Origin of the sequence: Candidatus Epulonipiscium viviparus (assembly GCF_030708075.1) — a bacterium.
Taxonomy (GTDB): Bacteria; Bacillota; Clostridia; order Lachnospirales; family Cellulosilyticaceae; genus Epulonipiscioides; species Epulonipiscioides viviparus.
The window spans coordinates 3,048,222-3,069,479 of sequence record NZ_CP117982.1 but is presented as its reverse complement, the minus strand read 5'-3'; the positions used below and the strand labels follow the sequence as shown (position 1 = coordinate 3,069,479).

Below are 21,258 nucleotides of genomic sequence, written 5' to 3'. Positions count from 1 at the left end.
TAATTGTATTGAACAGTGACGCAAACGTTTTCTTTCGTGTAAAATATCAAATTGTGTAGGAATCACAACTAGCATAATATTAGACAGCATTTTATAATTTATCTTCATTTAGCGTTGCAATATTATCAAACTTCTTGTATGATATAAATACAATACTATTTTTTAAGGAGGATTTTATGAAAGCACCAAACGTTTTAATTTTATTTGCAGATGACCAGAGATTTAACACGATCAATGCACTTAACAACGACGAAATCATAACACCCAATTTAGATAGACTAGTAGCATCGGGGACAGCTTTTACTCACGCGCATATCCAAGGAGGCACTTGCGGAGCCGTATGTATGGCATCTAGAGCTATGCTGAATACAGGCAGATCGTTATTTAAGTTAGATGACCTAGGGCAACAAATCCCCGACGACCACACTCTAATGGGCGAATTTTTTAAAGCGAGAGGCTACGATACATTTGGAACGGGCAAATGGCATAACGGCAAAAAATCATTTAACCGAAGTTTTGATCAAGGCGATAGTATATTTTTTGGTGGAATGAGCGACCACTGGGCCGTACCATTTTATCATTACGATTCTTCTGCAGAATATAACAAAGTCATTAGAAAATGCGTTGACCAAAACCATTCGAACGAGGTAAAGAAAACTGCGGGCGAATATATGAGAGCGGGCGAACATTCAACCGACGTTATAGCAGAAAGTGTAATTAAGTTTTTGGATCAAAAGCACGATAAACCATTCTTTGCGTATACTTCATTTTTGGCCCCACACGATCCGCGTACAATGCCAGAAGAATTTTTAAATATGTATAATCCAGAAGACATAAAATTACCACCAAACTTTATGAGCTATCATTTTATCGAATACGCAAACTGGGAATGTCGAGACGAGACATTAGCGCCGTATCCGAGAACGCTCGCTAATACGCAAAAACATATTGCAGAATACTATGCAATGATAACTCATCTCGACTATCAAATCGGGCGCATCCTAGATAAATTAGAAGAAATCGGAGAAAAGGATAATACAATTATCGTTTACGCCGGAGACAATGGGCTTGCATTAGGGCAACATGGGCTATTTGGAAAGCAGAGCCTTTATGATCACTCGATGAGAGTTCCTTTATTAATATCTGGAGCAGGAATCAAAGCCGGAATGAAAACCGATGCGCTTGTATATTTATTCGATATATTTCCAACCTTGTGCGATCTTTTGGAACAAGAAATTCCAGCAAGTGTAACAGGGCAGAGCTTTGCTGAATGTATAAAAGGAACCAAAGATGCCGCTCGCGACCAGATATATCTTGCATATACAGATAAAATACGCGCCATTACAAAGGATGGCTTTAAATATATTGAGCATAGATACAACGGAATAATAACCAAACAATTATTTGACTTAAATTCTGATCCATTTGAAATGTCTAATCTTGTATTAAACCCTAACTATCAAGAAAAATTGGTGGCTCTGCAAAAAGCATTACAAGCAGAAAGCCAGCAATCCAACGAATTAAACCACAATCTTGGTAAAAATTATTGGGCTTAATTTTTGCAAAACTAGCAGTTCACTCTGTTAGTTTTTTTTTTGAAAATGTATATCGGATAAAAGTTTTGTCCATACTCTAAAATATATTTTATTTTAAAAAGTGAGGAATCAAAATTATGTACGAAGTATTATCACATTTTACACTTAGAAAGATTAATTTTGTCAAAACGCGCACCACTATTTTAAATTCTGTTAAATATTTGTTAGAACACAAAGACTTTGGAGATATTACTGTAGATGAGATTTGTCAAAAAGCTCAAATTTCACGCGGTACGTTTTTTAATTATTTTTCTACCAAAGAACATATTTTTAACTATTTTTTAAGAATTTTTACTATCAAAATCACTCTGCAAATTCAGAAGTGGGACAACAACCAAACATTTAAAAATAAGCTAGCTCAAATTTATAATTGGTTTCAAGAAGAAAAAGATTATCCAAAATTTTTAGATAGCTATGCTTCATTTTTGTTGAGTGTAGGAGAAGAGTCCAACGAGATGAAGCTTACTGATGCGGAATTTGTGTTCTTTTTTCCTGAAATTTCTGAAACAGAATACGAAATTTATAACAACCTAACTTTTCAGAAAATTTTTGAAGGACTATGTGAAGAAGCAAAAGCATCTGGTGAGATCAAATTTGAATCTACCAAAGAAGAATTAGGAAATATTGTATCTGGAATACTAGTTGCTAGCCACACAACCGACTGGCTAAATAGTACAGTTAACCACTTAGATATTTTCTGCGCCATTTTGCTCTAATCAAACCACGTACTGCGACGTAATAAAATGGAACCAACTACCTTGTATGCAACTTCTCAATTGGAAGTATACTATTACTATCAACTAGGCAAGCTAGGGAGGATCTTTATTATGGAACTGAAAATATTTGAGTATACAACTAAAGCCTTAGAAAAGTTAGACGAAATGACAATAGATTTAGAAATTGCTAGTAAGGAGCTGGAAAACTACTTCGCCAACCTGGTTCGTAATGAATGTATTGGCTATATCAACATCAGTTCTCGTGTAAAATCTAGAGACAGTCTAAAAGAAAAAATTCTACGACATGATTTTTATAATAAATATAAAACTATATCTAATCTATACGAAAATCTTGTTGACCTAATTGGTATAAGGCTAGAATGTCGCTTTATAGAAGACGAACGAGATATTTATAAGCTTCTTAAACGACATTTTACACAAGAACATGTGCATACTGCAGGATATTATTATAAGCAAGAACATACTGGAGTTATTTTGGAGCTAAAAAGTGTTCAACCTAAAAACCAGAAAAACGGTCTTAAGATGTATAGAATAGATGGAAAATATTTGTATAATGATCAGATTATTAATTTTGAAGTGCAGATCAAAGCTCTTGTCAATATTTTTTGGAGCGAAATTGAGCACAACGTAATATATAAAAATTATAACTATATAATTGCCGACAGATTTTATAAAGATATAATGTATTCTATCAAAAACAGTCTTACCACTATAGATGGGCAGCTTTTATTGATCTCCAATCATTTCAAACGAGATAAGCCTATTAATCAAGATATTCGGCAAATGCAGCTAGAGCAGATGCTATCAAAATCTATTTACGACCTCTTTGCTGATCGAATGAAAAACAATATAGGGCTTATTGTTGATTTTAGAAAATCTTGTGATACGCTTGTTAAATATGTATTTAGAGAAATTGATATGCAAACTGAAGAAACATATAGAAATTTACTAATGAAGGCTCTAAACCGTTTAAACGAAATCGATAATGACGATATCAATTTCAATAGCATAATTTTATTTGAACGCGAAATAGATTTTAACAATGATGATTTTAGTATAATAATTGGTTCTCATATTCAGCGAGTTTTAAACGAAGAATTTCAATGGAACCTATTTTTTAGAATTTTATTTTATATTGAACCAGAGGATAATGCTGGAGATTTTGAAAATTTCATAAAATATTATAAATATAGACTATCTCACGATATAGTTGAGCATTTCCAAACTGACGATGCGTATATATTAGATGAGTTGCTCCTCACTTTTGCAAATACTTTCACGGAACTAAACTCGGTAAGCTTTGTATATGACGATATAATCGAAAAGGTTAAAAATATTTTATGGAAGGTAACCTCCGAAATTCAACTTTTGAAGCTCAAATCACAAAATCATTGGAACCAACACAAACCAATTTTATTAAAACTTTTATACTATAGAATATTAGATTTGTTGAACGCAGATATATTAGCAACTGATATTTTGCGATTTATGCATGAATTAGAAACTTTAAATATGAACTTACCAAAGAGCCTGATCAAATATATTTAGGAAAAGGAGGGAGAGCGTTCCCTCTTATATCCATTTATTTTTGCTCTTCTTTTTCGTTTTTAGAGCTCGGTAGTGTGTGCATTTTCACATTATAATAAAATAATATGCCCATAATTATAAACACAGCCAATACAAAACGAATATCATTTAGCATGACCCCCATTGCAGAAAGACCAAATATTCCGCTAACTCCATACAATGTTACGACGGCTTGTTTTTGTGTATATCCTTTATCCACTAGTCGATGATGTAGATGTCCTCTATCTGGTGACATAATTGGGCGGCCACTCAAAAAACGTCTAATGATTGCAAACGACGTATCAAATATCGGCAACCCTAATATCAATACTGCAACAAACACTGTTCCTAGTGTATAACTTTTTAATAATCCCAGTATCGAAATCAGTGATAGCATATATCCCAAAAATGTTGAACCTGTATCTCCCATAAATACAGAAGCGGGATTAAAATTATAAGGCAAAAATCCCAAGCATGACGCTGACAAAATCACTGTAAGTATTACTGCGGTTGGATGCCCACTATGAATCGACAAGATCATTAGGCAAATAGACGCAATAGACGATACTCCTGCCGCCAATCCATCAAGCCCATCTATCAGATTTACTGCGTTTGTGATTCCTACAATCCAAAATATTGTAACCGGGATTGATAACCACTCCAAGTTAATCAGATCGTTAAATGGCACAGAAACAAATTGTATTCTAATTCCAAAGTATACCGCAACCATCGCGGCTAGTACCTGAACTAATAATTTAATTTTCGATTTTAATTCAAAGATATCGTCTAAAATTCCTAAGGCAAAAATAATTAATCCGCCTATTAAAATTCCGGCTGTATGTCTCGATTCTAATACATCCATTTCTGGATCGGGCAATATCAAAACCAAAGTTAATATAAACCCAACTACTATCGCTATCCCACCCATACGAGGAATTGGAATTTCATGCATATCTCTCTTTCGCGGATATGCCACTGCCCCTAATTTGATTGCTATTTTCTTTGCAATAGGTGTACATATTAATGAAATACTGAAAGCCATAACAAACGCTGTTATATATAAGCCAATCTTATCCATTATTTCCATCTCCTTATTTTTCCAATCCCCTGTTGCTTTCATTTTCAATAGTCCCAAATTGCTCCATGTGGATTTTAGCTTCATTTAATAGCTCTATTGCCAATGGATCTGGATAATTTCCTTGGTATATAATTTTGGCTATCCCTGAGTTTATAAGTACTTTTGCACACATACTGCACGGCTGAGCCGTTACATAAATTACAGCGCCCGCAACAGCGGTGCCATTCTTTGCAGCTTGCGTTATTGCATTTTGTTCGGCATGTAATGCTCGACACAATTCATGACGTTCTCCAGATGGAATATTTAACTTAGTTCTCATGCAGCCTAACTCAATACAATGCGTACAGCTTGTGGGAGCACCATTATATCCTGTCGATAATATTTGCTTATCCTTTACAACAACAGCGCCTACCTGGCGTCGTGTACATGTAGATCGAGTTTTTACCAAATGAGCAATGTCCATAAAATATTGATCCCAAGACGGTCTCATAAAAATTTCTCCTTACAAAGCAGAAGCAGGGGATGCCTGCTCCGTTTTTTATTTACTTGGTTCCAAACAAACGATCTCCAGCGTCACCTAATCCTGGTACTATATATCCGTGGTCATTGAGCTTTTCATCAACAGCACATACATATATATTGATATCAGGATGAGCCAACTGTAATTTTTCCACTCCTTCTGGCGCGGCTAAGATACACATAAAATTGATATTGTTACATCCTTTATCCTTTAGAAATGAAATAGCAGAAATAGCCGAGCCGCCTGTTGCTAGCATAGGGTCTAATACAAATATATGCCTTTCTTCGATTTGAGTTGGCAGCTTGCAATAATACTCAACCGGCGTTAGCGTTTCTGGATCACGATATAGTCCGATATGGCCCACCTTTGCAGTTGGAATTAGATCTAATACACCATCTACCATCCCCAATCCTGCGCGAAGAATTGGTATTACGCTAAGATTTTTTCCAGATATACGCTTAGCTATCATTTTTGTAATTGGTGTTGTAATTTCATAGTCTTCTAACGGCAAATTTTTAGTAGCTTCAAAACACATAAACTGCGCAAGCTCGCGAACAATTTCTCTAAATTCTTTCTTTCCTGTGTTCACATCTCTCAATATAGAAAGCTTGTGCATCACAAGTGGGTGGTCTATAATAACAAGATTACTCATATTTTCCTCCATTCTCATATTTGATTGATCTAATTTTCAATTTTGGATATTCGTCTTATGTGGCGTGGGTCGTTCGAAAATGGTGTATTCAAAAATTCATCTACTATTGCTAATGCCAATCCAGGGCCTATTATACGCCCACCAAACGCCAAAACATTTGCATCGTTATGTTCTCGGGTTGCTTTTGCACTAAATATATCGTGGCATAAAGCGCAGCGAATTCCTTTTATCTTATTTGCCGTTATCGAAATACCTATACCAGTACCGCAAATTAGTATTCCTGTTTCAGCCTCCTTGCTAAGAACCATATCGGCAACCTTTTTTGCATAGTCGGGATAATCTGTCGACTGTTCGTCATAGCAACCAACATCTGCAAAGTCTATACCTCTTTCCTTAAGATGAGCTATTATCTCTTGCTTTAATGCAAATCCTCCATGGTCTGAACCAATGGCTATCATATATTATTCCTCCATTTAATAAATAATCTGGTTGTTAGACGCCTTGAGAAGTCTATTCATTATACTTAGACCAAGGTTTTTGTCATGTAAATAAATTGTATAGACTTGCTCCAATTTTAAGTCATCTAATTGTCTAAGTTTTTCGAATAAATTACTAGCAATACTTTCTAAATTGGTAATACTTCCCAGACTTACTACAGGAATATCTTCAAAAAATGAAATCATTTCATCTACAATTAAAACACCTGCTCGCTTATGTCTATCTTTTTTTATCAAACAACATATTTTCTTAGCTATCTCTTGTAAATCGTTGCCATCTACAATTGCAACATTTGCAGAAGGAGCATAATGTTTATATTTCATCCCTGGAGCAATCGGAAACGCACTAGCAGGAGCGCTAACACTAGGTACAATTTTCTCGAGCATTGCTGCAGTTATAAATCCAGGTCTCAATATTCTCGCATTGTCTCCCGAAACATCCACAACAGTCGATTCTAATCCTATTTTACAGTTACCGCCATCAATAATGCAATCTACTTTTCCAAATAAGTCTTCTATAACTCTATCAATATTGGTTGGACTAGGCTTACCGGAGGTATTTGCACTTGGTGCGGCAAGAGGCAATTTAGATTTTTTAATTAATTCTATAATTATTTTATTTTCCGGAAAGCGAATTGCTACTGTTTGTAAGTTTGCACGAGTTTTGTTTGGTATAATATTTTGCGATTTAAATATAAGTGTGAGAGGTCCGGGCCAAAAAGCGTCTATAAGTTTTTGAGCATTTGCCGAAATTTCTGCTACTAATTGATCTAGCATTGCCAACGAAGCAATATGGACAATTAGCGGATTATCTGCGGGTCTTCCTTTTGCTTTAAAAATATTTTCTACTGCATTTTCATCTAACGCATTGGCACACAGTCCATATACAGTTTCGGTAGGAGATACAACAAGCCCTCCATTTTTTAAGATATTGATTGCTAGTTCAAGATTGTCAGTTTTGCTTAAAATAATTGTATCCATATCAGCTCCTGCTTAGATTTTTTTACCAAAACCATTATAACATATATTTCCAAAAAAACATTATTTTTTTTATAATCGGTAAAAAGCTCTAAAAATTTTAATAGTGTGGGTCAAATCTTCTGCTGCCATAAGCTCTCTAGCAGAATGCATGCTTAGCATTGGAGTTCCTAGATCTACACTGCGTATTCCAGTTTGCGAAGAAGTAATTGGCCCGATTGTTGACCCACCTTTTGTATCTGACCTATTCATAAAAGTTTGATACGGAACATCTTCGTTTTGGCATATTGCTTTAAATACGGCAGACGTATTTGCGTTCGTTGTATAACTACAATTGGAACTAATTTTTATTGCAACACCTCCGCCTGGCGTTACTTTATTTGTAGGCTCTAGCTTTTCTGGATAGTTTGGATGCGACAAATGCGCAACATCTGCAGAAATTATAAACGAATCATCCAACGCGGCTATAAATTCGGCACGATTCTTACCCAAGCCTAATGCTATTTTCTCTAGCATAAATAATAAATTTGGAGAGTTTGCTCCTGCTATACTTCTGCTACCCACTTCTTCATTATCATAGCAAGCAAGCACATTAACTCCTGCCGCTGGATCGCTTTCTATAAACGCCATCAATCCACTATATGTCATAGATAAATCATCTAAACGTGGACTCGAAATAAATTTTTTATCTAGCCCTACCAAGCAACCTGTTTCCACTGGATACAAAAATAAATCTAGATCCAATATATCTTCGGATGCAATAGACAATTTGGCTGCAATATAGTCGAATAACAAATTTTGGTTCACTTCTTCGTTGGTATATGTGATGATTGGCAAAGTTTCCTTTTGCGGATTCAACTTCACTCCATCATTTACTTCACGATTTTGATGTATGGCCAAATTAGGAATCACCATAAGCGGTTCTTTTGCATCCAATAATATTGTCGACGGTTTTAAAACATTATCACTTTTTACACATACCCTTCCCGAAATAGAAAGAGGCCTATCAAACCAGGTATTGATAATCGGTCCTCCGTATACTTCTGTGTTCAATTCTACATAACCTTGCGACGAAGTTATTGGATTAGACTTAATTCTAAACCCTGGCGCATCTAAATGCGTTCCTATTATTTTGTATTTTAAATCACTAGAGCCAATTTTAAACGCAAAAATTGCAGAGTCGTTTACTAACTTGTAGTATAGCCCACCCTTTCTAATATTAGCAGCAGCATCTAGATCTTCAAAACCCTGGTTTTGCAAAATTTTTTTAACCTCATTTGCCGCCAAAAACATCGATGATCCTGCAGTTATAAATTCTAAAAGTCCGTTTATATAATCAGTCATAAGTACTAAAATCCTTTCTTTTTTTGCTAGTGTGTCCTGGAGATGAGTTTTTAATACATTATAAAATTTCGCGCAATAAAAAAACTCCCCCGAAGGAGAGTACATATTTATTCTATACTGTTGCAACATCTGTTGGAATTTCATTAATCTCTGTCTCATTTGCCAATGATTCATTTTTTTCATCTTTAGCATATAAGACTTTCAAAATAATTGGTGTTGCAATAGAAGAAAGAATAACTAGCATAATAACTGCGGAAAACAGTACTGGATCCATTAGCCCAGCGCTTAAACCTTTTTGGGCGACGATCAGTGCGACTTCGCCACGCGCCATCATGCCGACACCAATTTTTATTGCATCATGTTTTTTGAAGCCCATTAGTTTTGCACCATAGCCACAGCCTACCACCTTGCTTGCTAATGCAATAATAACAAATGCAATTGTAAATAAAAGTACTGGTACAGTAAAACCTGTAAGTTCTGTTTTAAGCCCAATGCTTGTAAAGAAAATCGGACTAAATAACATATAAGAGTTTGTATCTATTTTTTCGATAATATATTCTGAAGATGACAAGTTATATAACACGATACCTGCGACGTACGCGCCAGTGATATCAGCAATTCCAAAATAGTGTTCAGCTATATACGCGAAGAGCAAACATACTGCAAATCCATAGATTGGAAGACGTCTTCTATGTGGATCGTGATGATCAATAACTTTAAATATATAATGAATGATAGCACCAAGAACAATCGCCACCACGAAAAATGCCACTGTATTTCCGATTACAGCCACTCCGCTGCTTTCTGGATTTGTAAATCCTATTACAAAAGTAAGTAAAATAATACCGATAACGTCATCAATAATCGCAGCACTCAAAATCGCTGTTCCAACTTTTCCTTTAAGCTTGCCCATCTCTCGTAAAGTTTCAACAGTAATACTTACAGAAGTTGCGGTAAGAATGACTCCAATAAATATTGCTTTTAAAAATTCGTGACTACCGATTGCGGCAAAACCATCATATACAGAATAAAGTAAGTAGCCACCAGTTAGAGGCACTACAACTCCGAATGCCGCTATACAAAGTGCCGCAAGACCAGTATTCTTCAGTTCTTTTAAATCTGTCTCAAGACCTGCAACAAACATTAGCATGATAACGCCAAGCTCACCCATTTGTAATAAAAATTCTGTTTCTTTTACCCAGCCGAGCATATTTGGTCCAATAATTAAACCAGCAACTAATATGCCAGCTACTTGTGGTAATTGTAACTTTCTAGATAAGATCCCAAAAATCTTAGCTGCCAATAAAATAATTGCTAAATCCAAAAAGAATCCATAATCGAGCATTTTTTTGCCATCTCCCATTAATTTATTTTATATCAAGCATTATAAACCTATTCAAAAAACATTACAAGTGTTACAATTATGTTTTTGAATATTATAAGTTGTATAAAAATTATGTTCAATAAATATAATTTTATATTTTTGTAAAAAAATGCACAACAACATTTTACAAAATAATTAATTTCGTTTCAATATATAATATAGACATAAAAAAATTCACAAAATCTTTATTTAGAAATATTTCTTTAATGTATATTCATCCAATACAAAAATTTTATATAAGGATTGACAATTTTGAGTACAAGTATTACTATATAACCTAACACTAACCTATTTGATTATAAGGTTGTTTTTGCATAAAATTAATAATTCTAGTATAAAATTTATTGTAAAATGTTTTTGAGAAGGGAGAAAGAAAATAAGATGAGATTAGTTATAGCTTCACAGAAGCATATTGGCAAAAAACTTGCATATCCAATTCGAACCAACAAAGGTCTTATATTTATGCCTCAAGGTAGAGAATTAACAGCATCAATTATTACCCGGATTAGAAATTTAGGTATCACTTATATTTATATTGAAGAAAAATTCTCTGATGAAGTTGTTATAGAATTAATTTTTGAAGATCCAATTAAATTAGAAATATTAAATAATTTGAGTAGTTTCTACTCTAGCATTAAAAAAAATGGTATTATCAATGAACGTTTACTGACACAAACTATACGTATGATTATTGAAAATATTAATTTAAATGAGAATGCCATTTTATATAAAGAACCCAGTAAAGATGAAATTGAGCAATTATCACTTCATTCATTAGAAGTGGCTATATATTGCATATCTATATCAAAAAATAGACGCATACGTTTTCAAGATATTGAAAATATTACATCAAGTGCCCTTTTGCATGATATAGGCAAACTGAAAGATGCTCAAAAACCTCACCTAGAAATAGCTCTAGACTTAATTAAAAATAATGCTACCTTTTCACCAATGGTATATGTTCCCATTTTGCACATACACGAAAAAATTGATGGAACAGGTTCTTATAAAGTAACAGGAACTAAACTCCATCCTCATTCTCAAATATTACACATAGCTAATAATTATAGCAATTTAATAGATAAAGTTACAGATATTAATCAACGCATCGAAATGATGAATATGGAGGCAAGCTCTAGATATGATCTAAATCTTTTTAAACAAGCTATGGAGGTGTTATATTGTTATCCGAATGGTCTTATGGTTGAATTGACAAATTCTGAACAAGGACTTGTTTGCAGGCAAAATATTGGTTTTCCATCTCGACCTATCATTATTTCAAACGAAGGAAAAATTATTGATCTAATGAAAGAACCCACACTTTTTATTAAGGAGATAATAGACTAATATGTATTATTCACAAATAAGAAATTATGATACAGCAAATGGAGTGGGGATTCGCACCACTCTTTTTGTTTCAGGATGCACACGTTCTTGTGAAGGATGCTTTAATGAAGAATATAAAAATTTTCGAAACGGATTGTTATGGGATAAAGAAACAGAAACTAAATTTCTCAAACACATTAGCTCTCCTAATATTAATGGAGTATCAATCTTGGGCGGTGAGCCTTTTGATCAAATTAGAGACAATTCATTAGTAAACCTTATACAACATATTAAATTTGAAACCAATAAAAATATTTGGATTTATTCTGGCTATGTTTTTGAAGATATCATTAAAAATCCAAAACGCAAAGCTATATTAAAGGGGTGTGATATACTAGTGGATGGTCCATTCGAAAAAACACTCAAGGATGCGCGGCTCTCATTTCGAGGCAGCAGCAATCAAAGAATAATTGATATACAAAAAAGTCTCATACAAAACTTAATTGTGTTATATGATATATAAAGGAGATTTATGGAAGGTAAAATAATTAAAGGTATTGCAGGGTTTTTCTACGTTTCACCCAATGCAGGTGATCAAATTTATGAATGTAAAGCACGAGGAAAATTTAGAAACGAAAAACAGACTCCTCTTATTGGAGATATTGTAAAAATTAGTACAACTAACTATGAAGGTAGTACAAAAGGTGATTTTTTACAGGGTACTATAGAAGAAATATTACCGCGGCAAAATCAACTTTTGCGACCAGCAGTTGCCAATGTAGATCAAGGAATAATTGTGTTTTCACTTTCGTATCCAGTTATGCATTTAGATTTACTCGATCGATTTTTAGTTATAATGGAGCTGTCCAACATAGACTCCGTAATAGTTCTAAATAAGCTAGACGAAGCATTTGGTGATAAATACAAAGAAATTGTTAATGGATATAGATTAAGCGGGTATAAAGTTATTTGTACTTCTGCAACAGATGGTGATATTGACGAAATAAAAGCTTTGCTCAAAGATAAAACTTCGTTTTTCGCCGGGCCTTCTGGAGTAGGTAAATCTACATTATTAAATGCAATTTGTCCCGATTTTAAATTAGAAACAGGAGCAGTGAGTCAAAAAATTAAAAGAGGAAAACATACCACCAGACACACAGAACTTCTAACACTATCATTTGGTGGGTATGTTTTAGACACTCCTGGTTTTACATCTCTCAAAATGGATACTATCGAACCAGATTTATTACAAGATTATTTTATAGAATTTAATCAATATAAAGACAAATGTAAATTTAACGGATGCACACACACTCATGAACCCGACTGTGCGGTTAAACTTGCTGTAGAAAACGGCAGTATATATAAATCTAGATACCAAAGTTATCTAAATTACTTCGAGGAATTAAAAAATAACAAGAAATGGTAGGAGATAAAAATGGTACATTTAGCACCATCAATATTAGCAGCAGATTTTTCAAACCTTGGCCAGGATATCGCAACTGCGCAAAATGCAGGTGTACAATACTTTCATCTAGATGTTATGGACGGACATTTTGTTCCCAATATCAGTTTCGGCACACCTGTCATACAATCAATAGCTCCGCATATATACGGAATTATGGATATTCACTTAATGGTTACTAATCCTGAAAAATATATAGAAGAATATATACAATTGGGTGCAAACATAATTACTGTTCATTACGAAACTTGTACTCACTTAAATAGAATCATTGACATGATTAAACAAGGTGGCGCACAGGCGGGAGTTTCTATCAACCCAGCAACTCCTGTCGCTGCCCTTGTAGATATTGTCCATTGTGTTGATATGATTTTAGTAATGAGTGTCAATCCAGGGTTTGGTGGCCAAAGTTTTATTCCGCATACCCTTAAAAAAATACGACAAGTTAGAGAAATGGCACCTAATGTTTTGATAGAAGTAGATGGAGGCATTACACTTGCGAACGTAAATGAGGTAATTAAAGCTGGAGCCAATTTGATTGTTGCTGGTTCTAGTGTATTTGAAAAGGAAAAGATATCAGAAAATGTAAAAAAATTTTATAAAATATTTAAGGAGTAAACATAAATGAAGGTTGCAATTTTAGTGAATGGATACTATGGAAATTATAATTTTTGTAATGACTTAAATGAATATGATACAATCATCTGTGCCGATAACGGTTTATTTCATGCCGACTATTTAGGCATTGAGCCCGATTATATTATTGGTGATTTTGATAGTTTAAACAAAGAATTATTATTAAAATATGAACACGTTAGCAAAAAAACCTTAAGTATACAAAAAGATGAAACAGATACAGAAGCAGCGGTCGATTATGCTATTAGTCTTGGTGCTACAGAAATTGTAGTATATGGCGGTATTGGAAGTCGGTTTGATCATTCATTTGCAAACGTATCATTGCTCGTAAAACTTGCAACTCTCGGAATAAAATCAAGCATAAAAAATGCACATAACACTATTTATTTAGTAATTAACAAAATAAATATTCATTCTAACAAAGATACTTTGGTGAGTCTATTACCACTTAGTGAGAAAGTAACTGGCGTTGCCACAACAGGTCTTTATTACAGTTTAAACAATGGCAGTTTTGAACTAGGAAAACCTTATGGCATCAGTAATTTTATGACTAAAAATTCAGCCACTATCTCTTTAAAAACTGGAAAGCTTCTTGTTATTTTAGCAATTGATTAAAAAATAGTTACCAAATTTTGTAAAATTCGCAATAATTGTGTCCGTATTGCATATGATAGAAATATCAATGTCAAAACCTAAGGTGGTGAAATTATGGTTATCAAAGTTATTACTCCTCCTAAACTAATGAGAAAAGTATTGGCAAAAATATTTCGCGTAGATACAAAGAATACTTAAAATATATCGAGGCTTTGCTACGGCAGAGCTTTTTTTTATAAAATACATAATTGACTAGACAAACCAACAATATCGTATTATAATAACACTCATGTAAAAATCTTACAAAGATAGGAGTGTTTTATATTGCAATCTTTTAATTCCATATTATCAAAATGTAAAAATATTTTTCCTGGTCTACTGGCAGCAGTGATTATTGCTATACTCGCTAAGTTTTTAGAAGATGCCATGCCTATACACCTAATCGGGGCATCTGTCATTGCAATATTCATTGGAATGATTTTGAACGCTATATACAAACCAGCGGCATTATCTGTTGGACTAAAATTTACATCTAAAAAAATACTTAAACTAGCTATTATTTTGTTGGGAGCTTCTCTTAGTATACAAACTGTTTTAGAAGTAGGTAAGCTATCACTGATTGTTATGTGCGCTACACTTTTAACGTGCTTTGGAGGCGGGTATTTTATAGGAAAAGCACTTGGGCTCAATTGGAAAATTTCCAATCTCATTTCTGCTGGAACAGGCATTTGTGGTGGTTCTGCCATTGCCGCAATTGCACCCGTAATAGATGCTGAAGATACTGATATTGCTTATGCTATGTCTGCGACATTTTTATTCGATATGGCCATGATTGTGCTATTTCCTTTTATGGGGCATGCCTTAGGACTTTCTGATATGGCATATGGGTTGTGGGCAGGTACAGCTGTAAATGATACCTCTAGCGTTGTTGCCGCAGGATACGCATATAGTGAAGCCGCTGGAGACTTTGCAACCATGGTTAAACTTACAAGAACACTTTCTATCATTCCTACAGTATTAGTTTTTGCATACGTAAATGCAAGAGTAAAACAAAAAGAAGCCGGTATTCAAACGACCAAAAAAGTTAATATCAAAAATTTGTTCCCTTACTTTATAGTTGGATTTTTACTTCTTTCTGCTTTTAAAAGTTTGGGATTTATTCCCGAGCCTGTCTCTGTAACACTCAAAGAATTAAGCAAATTTTTAATGGTTATGGCTTTGGGCGCTATTGGTTATAGCACTAGTTTTAAGGAAATGAAAAAGTCTGGAATTGCTCCAATGATACATGGTTTTATCATCTCGGCACTTGTCGTTATCGTTGCCATAGGAGTAGAATATTTAATGGGAATGGTTTAAATTGAAAAATATGAATTTCAATCTTGCGGATTTTACAGGTCCGCTTGATTTATTGTTACACTTACTAAATAAGAATCAAATGGAAATCCAAAATATAGAAATTTCTTCTATTACTGAGCAATATATGGCATATATCGACGCTGCCACCGTGGCACCAGAACTTGAGTATATGAGCGAATTTATTGTTATGGCAGCAACTCTTTTGCTTATTAAATCTGGAACACTTCTGCCTTCTGCACAAAAAGAGCTCATTGCTGATGATGATCCTAAAGCAGAATTAATCGAACGACTGCTAGAATATAAAAAAATTAAATATATATCTGATGAATTAAATAAAAAGCAAGGACAAAAAATATTGCGATATTTTAGAAATGTAGAAGTCGCCAATACGATTATTCCTCCTCCAACAGTAGCCGAAGTTTTGGGCAATACTACAATAGACGATCTGCATGCTACTTTTGAGCAACTTATGCGCCAGCAAAAATTACTTGCTATGCAACAAGAAAAAACAATTGATCCAGAAATTTTAAAGCCAGAAGTTTATACCATAGAACAAAAAAGTAAATATATTCTCGAAATCTTAGCAGCAGCAAAAAAAACAACCTTCTTTTCTCTTTGCTATCCAGATATGCCAAAATCAGAGTTTATTACTACTTTTATGACACTTTTGGAACTTGTTCATAAAAAAGATATACTAATTTTTCAAAATTTAGAATTTAATGATATAGAAATAAAAGGAACCAACTATGAAACTAACTGATTTAGAATCAAATATAGAAGCACTGCTCTTTTTTGTAGGAGATGTTGTGCGCACTAAAAAATTGTGTGAACTTTTCGAAATTTCATCAGCCGAAATAACTGCTGCCATCCAAAATTTGAATCACACCTATGCAATCTCAGAACGCGGCCTAGAAATAATCGAATTAGATGCAGGATTTCAGATGTGTACTGCTCCTAAAAATATGAACATTATCCTTAAATATAAAAAATGGGCTAAAAGGAGTTTATTAACCAAAACTATGTTAGAAACTCTTGCAATCATTGCTTATAAGCAGCCTATTACAAGACCTCAAATCGAAAATATTCGTGGAATTAAGTCCGATGTTGCAGTTTCTAAATTAATAGAATACGGATTGGTAGAAGAGGCGGGTAGACTTGCTGTTATAGGAAGACCAATTTTACTTGCCACTACAACAGAATTTCTTAGACATTTTAATTTTACAAGTTTAGACGACTTACCTAAAGTTCAAGAAAGTTTAATTACTCAATTTGCAGCAGAAGTCCAAGCTGAGGTGGGGTCAATAGAATAAAAAGCTAGCACCCCCGGTCTATCTTGGAGGCACTGCAGTTTTAAATAACCAGGAAACTATTTTGAAAGTCCAATTTGCCAAATCCTTCTATATTATTTGGATAACTTATTCCCGGACTTCTACCTGCGCCTCTTGATAAAATCGATTTTGCAATCCTTGTATTAATTGTCGGAAGATTTTCTTCAACAAGGCTCCATTCTAGTAATAATGCACAAGCTCCTGTTGTAATCGCAGCGCCAACACTAGTTCCTGTATAGCTCGAAGGCGCGCCGTTAATTATAGGCCCTGCGACGCTAATGCTCGGTGCAATTATATCTGGTTTTTTGATATTTTGTCGTGTAGGACCTCTTCCTGATGCCGCATATAAACTTTTGTCTATTTCATCATATCCTCCAACTACAATAGCATATGCCCCTGTTGCTGGTACGCAAACTGTTGTTTCCAAGTTTGGCTCCGAAAAACGTGTATTTGCTTCTACAAATCCTATTCTAGGAATCCATATATCAAATGTTCCATCAATTATATAGTCACCATACACATCTATTTGCCAAATTCCAGGAATCGGATCCTTTAATGCTATTCTTACAGATTCGCCTCCCGTATTTCCGTCTGGATATTTATATTCAATAGTAACCTCGCTATGCTGTAAACTAAATGTAAAAACTTCTTTTTTATAAGGTTTTATTGGCACTCGCTCCACTACTTGGCCTATTGGCGTTCGAATTCCAACGCTCATCTTATCTACATCTTTGGTCCATAGGTATAAATTAAATCCATTTTCATTTTTCGATACATTTATTTCTACACTTCGTTTTTCACCTTGCGTTACTTTATTTTTATAATGATGCCCCGAGTTACCCTCATTTCCAGCAGCTGTCACAATTATTATCCCTGGGCTCAATGTCAAAGTTTGTATATATCTTTCTATAATATTTGTCCCATCATGACCGCCACAATTGCCACCTACTGTAATACATATCACAAGAGGTTTGTTGAGTTCTGTTGCTTTTAGTACCAAATAATTTAGAGCCGCTAATATGGCTCCATCACTATACGCTACTACATCTTCTTTAACATAAAAAATATCTTTTAGTCCTTGCGATGCGGGTCGCATTTTTACAATTACAAAGTCGCTATTTGGTGCTGCGCCGATATATCCTGTATTTCCGTATCTATCATTTCCTCCTGCCAGCCCTGCAACATAAGTCCCATGCCCGATATCATCTTTAGTTGGCACAATGCTAAGCGGATCTGGTGAGTTCAACGCTGCATTCAAGTCTTCTCTTGTGAATTCTGCTCCAAACCCCAATTCAAAAGGTGTTTTGCCTTCTAAAGTTTGATCCCATATACTTGCAATTCTACTACTCCCATCTTCATATCTAAATACATCATTTGTGTATTCTATTCCAGTATCCAAAAATCCTAGCAATACATCATTGCCTCTCAGCTGTCCATAAGGATAATTATGAAATACCAGAATGCCAGATTCTTGTAAAGATTCTTCTGAATTTAATCCATATAAATACGAATTTTGAATGTATTTAGTATTTTGTGTTAATTCTTCTAGTTCTTTTTGATTTTCCAAAGCAACTTCTACAATATAAATCGCATTTGCTAGGGGTCTAAAAACTATATTTGGATATTTTTTTTTCAGATTATCTATATTTTTTAAATCTTCCATTATATATTCAGCTATCAACTTATCGCCACCTTTATTCACTTTTATATCAATCTTATGATTTTTTAAATTATTTTAGACTTTATATACATGCCTTTAATTTTACTATTTACAAATATTTCATAATGGTTTAAAATATATTACAAAATATTACCAAGAAAGGATATTCTCAATGAAAAAATTGGCTAGATATTTTTTATTATTTTCTTGCTTAACTTATATTCCTAACACATCTTTTGCAACAGAAGCGTTACAATTAGTGTTAAATAATGTGCCCATAGTATTAACAGACGAAGTTGCACCTCTTATTACAGCCGAGGGATATGCATTATTACCTTTGCAAGCCATCGGTCATATGCTTGATGTTACTGTTATCGAAAATTTACCCTTAGTTGTGGCCCAAGGAGAAAATATTTCCCAAGGTCTAGATGTTTTGATAAATATCGACATCTCCACTGGAAATGTTTTAAATCAAAACGATGAAGTTATTTGGGCAAGTGCCGCCGTCGTAAATAACGGAACTGTTTATATCCCTGCAGAATTATTTTCAACAGTATTCGGATATGCTGTAAGCAATATTGACGGAATAATAAATATCAACAGCATTAAGGGTGGAGCCAACGTTGCTGTTTCTAGTCTCGAAAATGCCGCCATCGCAGAAGTCATTGCTTTAGTCAATCAGCATCGAGCTGCCGCTGGAGTTTATCCACTAACTCTTAATCCCACTTTATCTGCTATCGCACAGCTTAGAACTGATGATATGAACACGGCAAATTATTATTCTTATGACAGCCCCACTTATGGAACCCCATTCGAAACATTAAAAACCTATGGCATAACATATAGCGCAGCAGGTGTAAATATCGCCAAAGGTTACCCTACAGCAACTGCCGTTATGGACGCTTGGATGCATAGCGAAGGGCACCGTGAAAATATTTTATCTTCTACATACACTCAAATTGGTATTGGATATAATAATGTAGGAAACTATTGGACCCAATTTTTTTTAACTCCCTAATACAAATACATGTTGTATTATTGCAATTTTTTCAGTATACTATTATAAATAAATTAGAAAGAAGGTATGTTTATGCATAGTTTTAAAACATCAGGTGTATGTGCACAAGAAATTAAATTTGATATCAAAGACAACAAAATTCAAGAGGTTCAATTTGTAAAAGGCTGCCCTGGAAATACAATGGGGCTATCTCAGGTTCTTATCGGAATGGACATTAAAGATGCTATTAGCAAGCTCAAGGGAATCGATTGCCGCGGTCGCGGAACTTCTTGCCCCGATCAGCTTGCACAAGCTCTCGAAGAAGTAACACAAGCATAATATTTATATGGATATAATAATTCAAAAATTTGGAGGTACGTCTGTTGCAACAAAACAGGCACGTGCGCAGGTTATCAAAAAAATTTCAGCGGCAATAGCAGCAGGATTTAGTCCGATCGTAGTTGTTTCTGCAATAGGAAGGATTGGTGCGCCCTATGCCACTGATACATTGCTTGAATTTATCAAAGCCAATGCAGGCGAAATGAATGCTTACGAAACAGACGTTTTGCTATCTTGCGGCGAACTTATTTCTGCGGTTACAATATCAACTATATTAAACAACCAAGGCATCGCCGCAAAAACCTTTACTGGAGGTCAAGCCGGAATAATCACAGATGATCATCATACCGCCGCATCGCTTTTGTATACTACTCCAATCAAAATTATAACTGCATTAAACAAAGGAATAGTTCCCGTTGTGGCGGGTTTTCAAGGAGTAACTACCAACGATGACATTACAACTCTCGGAAGAGGTGGCAGCGATACGTCCGCATCTATATTGGGGGCTAGCGTCAATGCTTCTAGAATAGAGATATATACTGATGTTGATGGCATCATGACTGCAGATCCCAAGATATGTGACCATGTTAGCAAAATTGAACAACTTAGCTATAATGAAGTGTTTCAAATGTCTGATTCTGGAGCACGAGTTATACATTCTAAAGCCGTGGAGTATGCCATGCTTGCAAATATTCCATTAATAATAAAGAATACATTTTCTGATGATGAAGGTAGTATCATTACGCAAAAAGCTCGAGTTGAAAATCAAGTCCACAAAACTGTTACGGCAATTGCTCATAAAACTGGCAGAGTTCAATATAGATTACTCAAGCCACCAGTTGCATTGCTTACAAAAATCGCTACAAAAAATATAAGCATTGATCTAATTAATATTCTGCCCGATACCATTATTTTTACAATCAGTGATTTCGATCAGCATACATTAGAAAAATTACTTGCAGCAGAAAATTGTGACTTTACAAAAATCGAAGGTTGCGCCAAAGTAACGGCCATTGGAGAACGCATTACTGGAGTTCCCGGAATAATGGCTCGCATTGCTAATACTTTAGAACACGTGAATATTCCAATATTGCAAACTGCAGATTCATTAACCACCATCGCTTGCTTGGTGCGAGAATATGAATTAAAAACTGCTGTTATTGCGTTGCATCAAGAATTTGATTTATAAATTTTATACTGCTCAAG

Annotated in this window: 22 protein-coding genes; 14 read left to right on the top strand and 8 right to left on the bottom strand. The window is 34.5% G+C overall.

Features of this window, described 5'->3' with window-relative positions:
* Positions 1-176: 176 nt before the first annotated feature.
* From PCY70_RS13125 to PCY70_RS13115, 3 genes are all read left to right on the top strand, one after another.
* Positions 177-1,556 carry a sulfatase-like hydrolase/transferase gene (locus PCY70_RS13125; RefSeq protein ID WP_305767781.1) on the top strand — a complete coding sequence of 460 codons (1,380 nt, stop codon included), beginning with the start codon at positions 177-179 and terminating at the stop codon, positions 1,554-1,556.
* Between the two features lie 116 nt (positions 1,557-1,672).
* On the top strand, positions 1,673-2,311 hold the full coding sequence (locus PCY70_RS13120; RefSeq protein WP_010166679.1) for a TetR/AcrR family transcriptional regulator: 639 nt from the start codon (positions 1,673-1,675) through the stop codon (positions 2,309-2,311).
* A 111-nt stretch (positions 2,312-2,422) separates the two neighbouring features.
* Positions 2,423-3,880, top strand: a complete 1,458-nt coding sequence (locus tag PCY70_RS13115; protein WP_305767779.1) for a GTP pyrophosphokinase — start codon at positions 2,423-2,425, stop codon at positions 3,878-3,880.
* 34 nt (positions 3,881-3,914) lie between these two features.
* Here PCY70_RS13115 and PCY70_RS13110 read toward each other — a convergent pair whose 3' ends face one another.
* From PCY70_RS13110 to PCY70_RS13080, 7 genes are all read right to left on the bottom strand, one after another.
* Positions 3,915-4,976 (bottom strand): glycosyltransferase family 4 protein, encoded by a 1,062-nt coding sequence (locus PCY70_RS13110; protein ID WP_052296449.1) that lies wholly within the window; start codon positions 4,974-4,976, stop codon positions 3,915-3,917.
* 13 nt (positions 4,977-4,989) lie between these two features.
* Entirely contained in the window at positions 4,990-5,466 is a 477-nt protein-coding gene (locus PCY70_RS13105; RefSeq protein ID WP_010166686.1) for a deoxycytidylate deaminase, read from the bottom strand.
* A gap of 52 nt (positions 5,467-5,518) precedes the next feature.
* Positions 5,519-6,148 carry a uracil phosphoribosyltransferase gene (gene upp, locus PCY70_RS13100; RefSeq protein ID WP_029487902.1) on the bottom strand — a complete coding sequence of 210 codons (630 nt, stop codon included), beginning with the start codon at positions 6,146-6,148 and terminating at the stop codon, positions 5,519-5,521.
* Between the two features lie 29 nt (positions 6,149-6,177).
* Positions 6,178-6,606 (bottom strand): ribose 5-phosphate isomerase B, encoded by a 429-nt coding sequence (gene rpiB / locus PCY70_RS13095; protein ID WP_010166690.1) that lies wholly within the window; start codon positions 6,604-6,606, stop codon positions 6,178-6,180.
* Between the two features lie 15 nt (positions 6,607-6,621).
* A complete protein-coding gene (locus PCY70_RS13090; protein ID WP_010166692.1) occupies positions 6,622-7,626 on the bottom strand; it encodes an L-threonylcarbamoyladenylate synthase in 1,005 nt (334 codons plus the stop codon).
* Between the two features lie 69 nt (positions 7,627-7,695).
* On the bottom strand, positions 7,696-8,967 hold the full coding sequence (locus PCY70_RS13085) for a M18 family aminopeptidase (RefSeq protein WP_305767776.1): 1,272 nt from the start codon (positions 8,965-8,967) through the stop codon (positions 7,696-7,698).
* A 112-nt stretch (positions 8,968-9,079) separates the two neighbouring features.
* The gene (locus PCY70_RS13080; RefSeq protein ID WP_010166696.1) at positions 9,080-10,312 is read right to left on the bottom strand and encodes a cation:proton antiporter; all 1,233 of its coding nucleotides are present in this window, start codon (positions 10,310-10,312) and stop codon (positions 9,080-9,082) included.
* 420 nt (positions 10,313-10,732) lie between these two features.
* Between PCY70_RS13080 and PCY70_RS13075 the strand changes: the two genes are divergently transcribed.
* The 8 genes from PCY70_RS13075 to scpB all read left to right on the top strand — a co-directional run bounded on the left by PCY70_RS13075 (position 10,733) and on the right by scpB (position 17,038).
* On the top strand, positions 10,733-11,698 hold the full coding sequence (locus tag PCY70_RS13075; RefSeq protein ID WP_305767773.1) for an HD-GYP domain-containing protein: 966 nt from the start codon (positions 10,733-10,735) through the stop codon (positions 11,696-11,698).
* A gap of 1 nt (position 11,699) precedes the next feature.
* The gene (nrdG, locus tag PCY70_RS13070) at positions 11,700-12,200 is read left to right on the top strand and encodes an anaerobic ribonucleoside-triphosphate reductase activating protein (protein WP_305767771.1); all 501 of its coding nucleotides are present in this window, start codon (positions 11,700-11,702) and stop codon (positions 12,198-12,200) included.
* A 9-nt stretch (positions 12,201-12,209) separates the two neighbouring features.
* Positions 12,210-13,106: a ribosome small subunit-dependent GTPase A gene (gene rsgA, locus PCY70_RS13065; protein ID WP_305767769.1), complete on the top strand. Its 897-nt coding sequence runs from the start codon at positions 12,210-12,212 to the stop codon at positions 13,104-13,106.
* A 9-nt stretch (positions 13,107-13,115) separates the two neighbouring features.
* Complete coding sequence (rpe, locus tag PCY70_RS13060) at positions 13,116-13,760, top strand: ribulose-phosphate 3-epimerase (protein ID WP_305767767.1); 645 nt, start codon at positions 13,116-13,118, stop codon at positions 13,758-13,760.
* Positions 13,761-13,766: 6 nt separating this feature from the next.
* Positions 13,767-14,393: a thiamine diphosphokinase gene (locus PCY70_RS13055; protein ID WP_305767765.1), complete on the top strand. Its 627-nt coding sequence runs from the start codon at positions 13,767-13,769 to the stop codon at positions 14,391-14,393.
* Positions 14,394-14,696: 303 nt separating this feature from the next.
* Positions 14,697-15,728 carry a YeiH family protein gene (locus PCY70_RS13050; protein ID WP_305767762.1) on the top strand — a complete coding sequence of 344 codons (1,032 nt, stop codon included), beginning with the start codon at positions 14,697-14,699 and terminating at the stop codon, positions 15,726-15,728.
* Between the two features lie 10 nt (positions 15,729-15,738).
* Positions 15,739-16,488, top strand: a complete 750-nt coding sequence (locus tag PCY70_RS13045) for a segregation and condensation protein A (RefSeq protein WP_305768976.1) — start codon at positions 15,739-15,741, stop codon at positions 16,486-16,488.
* Positions 16,475-17,038, top strand: coding sequence for an SMC-Scp complex subunit ScpB (scpB, locus tag PCY70_RS13040; RefSeq protein WP_305767760.1), 564 nt, complete (start codon positions 16,475-16,477; stop codon positions 17,036-17,038). Before PCY70_RS13045 ends, scpB begins: the two co-directional genes overlap by 14 nt.
* 40 nt (positions 17,039-17,078) lie before the next feature.
* Here the strand turns inward: scpB and PCY70_RS13035 are convergent, their stop codons facing one another.
* Positions 17,079-18,737 (bottom strand): S8 family peptidase, encoded by a 1,659-nt coding sequence (locus PCY70_RS13035; protein WP_305767758.1) that lies wholly within the window; start codon positions 18,735-18,737, stop codon positions 17,079-17,081.
* A gap of 151 nt (positions 18,738-18,888) precedes the next feature.
* On the opposite strand from PCY70_RS13035, the gene PCY70_RS13030 reads away from it, so the two are divergent.
* The 3 genes from PCY70_RS13030 to dapG all read left to right on the top strand — a co-directional run bounded on the left by PCY70_RS13030 (position 18,889) and on the right by dapG (position 21,241).
* Entirely contained in the window at positions 18,889-19,734 is an 846-nt protein-coding gene (locus PCY70_RS13030; RefSeq protein ID WP_305767756.1) for a CAP domain-containing protein, read from the top strand.
* A 72-nt stretch (positions 19,735-19,806) separates the two neighbouring features.
* Positions 19,807-20,052: a TIGR03905 family TSCPD domain-containing protein gene (locus PCY70_RS13025; RefSeq protein ID WP_305767754.1), complete on the top strand. Its 246-nt coding sequence runs from the start codon at positions 19,807-19,809 to the stop codon at positions 20,050-20,052.
* A 7-nt stretch (positions 20,053-20,059) separates the two neighbouring features.
* Positions 20,060-21,241 (top strand): aspartate kinase, encoded by a 1,182-nt coding sequence (dapG, locus tag PCY70_RS13020; RefSeq protein ID WP_305767753.1) that lies wholly within the window; start codon positions 20,060-20,062, stop codon positions 21,239-21,241.
* The last annotated feature ends 17 nt before the right edge of the window (positions 21,242-21,258 follow it).

What these genes read in the sequence shown, in the direction of transcription:
- PCY70_RS13105 (WP_010166686.1), bottom strand. Translation starts at nt 5,466, where the DNA reads ATGAGACCGTCTTGGGATCAATATTTTATGGACATTGCTCATTTGGTA.
- PCY70_RS13080 (WP_010166696.1), bottom strand. Translation starts at nt 10,312, where the DNA reads ATGCTCGATTATGGATTCTTTTTGGATTTAGCAATTATTTTATTGGCA.
- PCY70_RS13025 (WP_305767754.1), top strand. Translation starts at nt 19,807, where the DNA reads ATGCATAGTTTTAAAACATCAGGTGTATGTGCACAAGAAATTAAATTT.
- scpB (WP_305767760.1), top strand. Translation starts at nt 16,475, where the DNA reads ATGAAACTAACTGATTTAGAATCAAATATAGAAGCACTGCTCTTTTTT.
- upp (WP_029487902.1), bottom strand. Translation starts at nt 6,148, where the DNA reads ATGAGTAATCTTGTTATTATAGACCACCCACTTGTGATGCACAAGCTT.
- PCY70_RS13115 (WP_305767779.1), top strand. Translation starts at nt 2,423, where the DNA reads ATGGAACTGAAAATATTTGAGTATACAACTAAAGCCTTAGAAAAGTTA.
- rsgA (WP_305767769.1), top strand. Translation starts at nt 12,210, where the DNA reads ATGGAAGGTAAAATAATTAAAGGTATTGCAGGGTTTTTCTACGTTTCA.
- PCY70_RS13090 (WP_010166692.1), bottom strand. Translation starts at nt 7,626, where the DNA reads ATGGATACAATTATTTTAAGCAAAACTGACAATCTTGAACTAGCAATC.
- dapG (WP_305767753.1), top strand. Translation starts at nt 20,060, where the DNA reads ATGGATATAATAATTCAAAAATTTGGAGGTACGTCTGTTGCAACAAAA.
- PCY70_RS13055 (WP_305767765.1), top strand. Translation starts at nt 13,767, where the DNA reads ATGAAGGTTGCAATTTTAGTGAATGGATACTATGGAAATTATAATTTT.
- rpe (WP_305767767.1), top strand. Translation starts at nt 13,116, where the DNA reads ATGGTACATTTAGCACCATCAATATTAGCAGCAGATTTTTCAAACCTT.
- PCY70_RS13045 (WP_305768976.1), top strand. Translation starts at nt 15,739, where the DNA reads ATGAATTTCAATCTTGCGGATTTTACAGGTCCGCTTGATTTATTGTTA.
- PCY70_RS13085 (WP_305767776.1), bottom strand. Translation starts at nt 8,967, where the DNA reads ATGACTGATTATATAAACGGACTTTTAGAATTTATAACTGCAGGATCA.
- PCY70_RS13110 (WP_052296449.1), bottom strand. Translation starts at nt 4,976, where the DNA reads ATGGATAAGATTGGCTTATATATAACAGCGTTTGTTATGGCTTTCAGT.
- rpiB (WP_010166690.1), bottom strand. Translation starts at nt 6,606, where the DNA reads ATGATAGCCATTGGTTCAGACCATGGAGGATTTGCATTAAAGCAAGAG.
- nrdG (WP_305767771.1), top strand. Translation starts at nt 11,700, where the DNA reads ATGTATTATTCACAAATAAGAAATTATGATACAGCAAATGGAGTGGGG.
- PCY70_RS13120 (WP_010166679.1), top strand. Translation starts at nt 1,673, where the DNA reads ATGTACGAAGTATTATCACATTTTACACTTAGAAAGATTAATTTTGTC.
- PCY70_RS13075 (WP_305767773.1), top strand. Translation starts at nt 10,733, where the DNA reads ATGAGATTAGTTATAGCTTCACAGAAGCATATTGGCAAAAAACTTGCA.
- PCY70_RS13030 (WP_305767756.1), top strand. Translation starts at nt 18,889, where the DNA reads ATGAAAAAATTGGCTAGATATTTTTTATTATTTTCTTGCTTAACTTAT.
- PCY70_RS13125 (WP_305767781.1), top strand. Translation starts at nt 177, where the DNA reads ATGAAAGCACCAAACGTTTTAATTTTATTTGCAGATGACCAGAGATTT.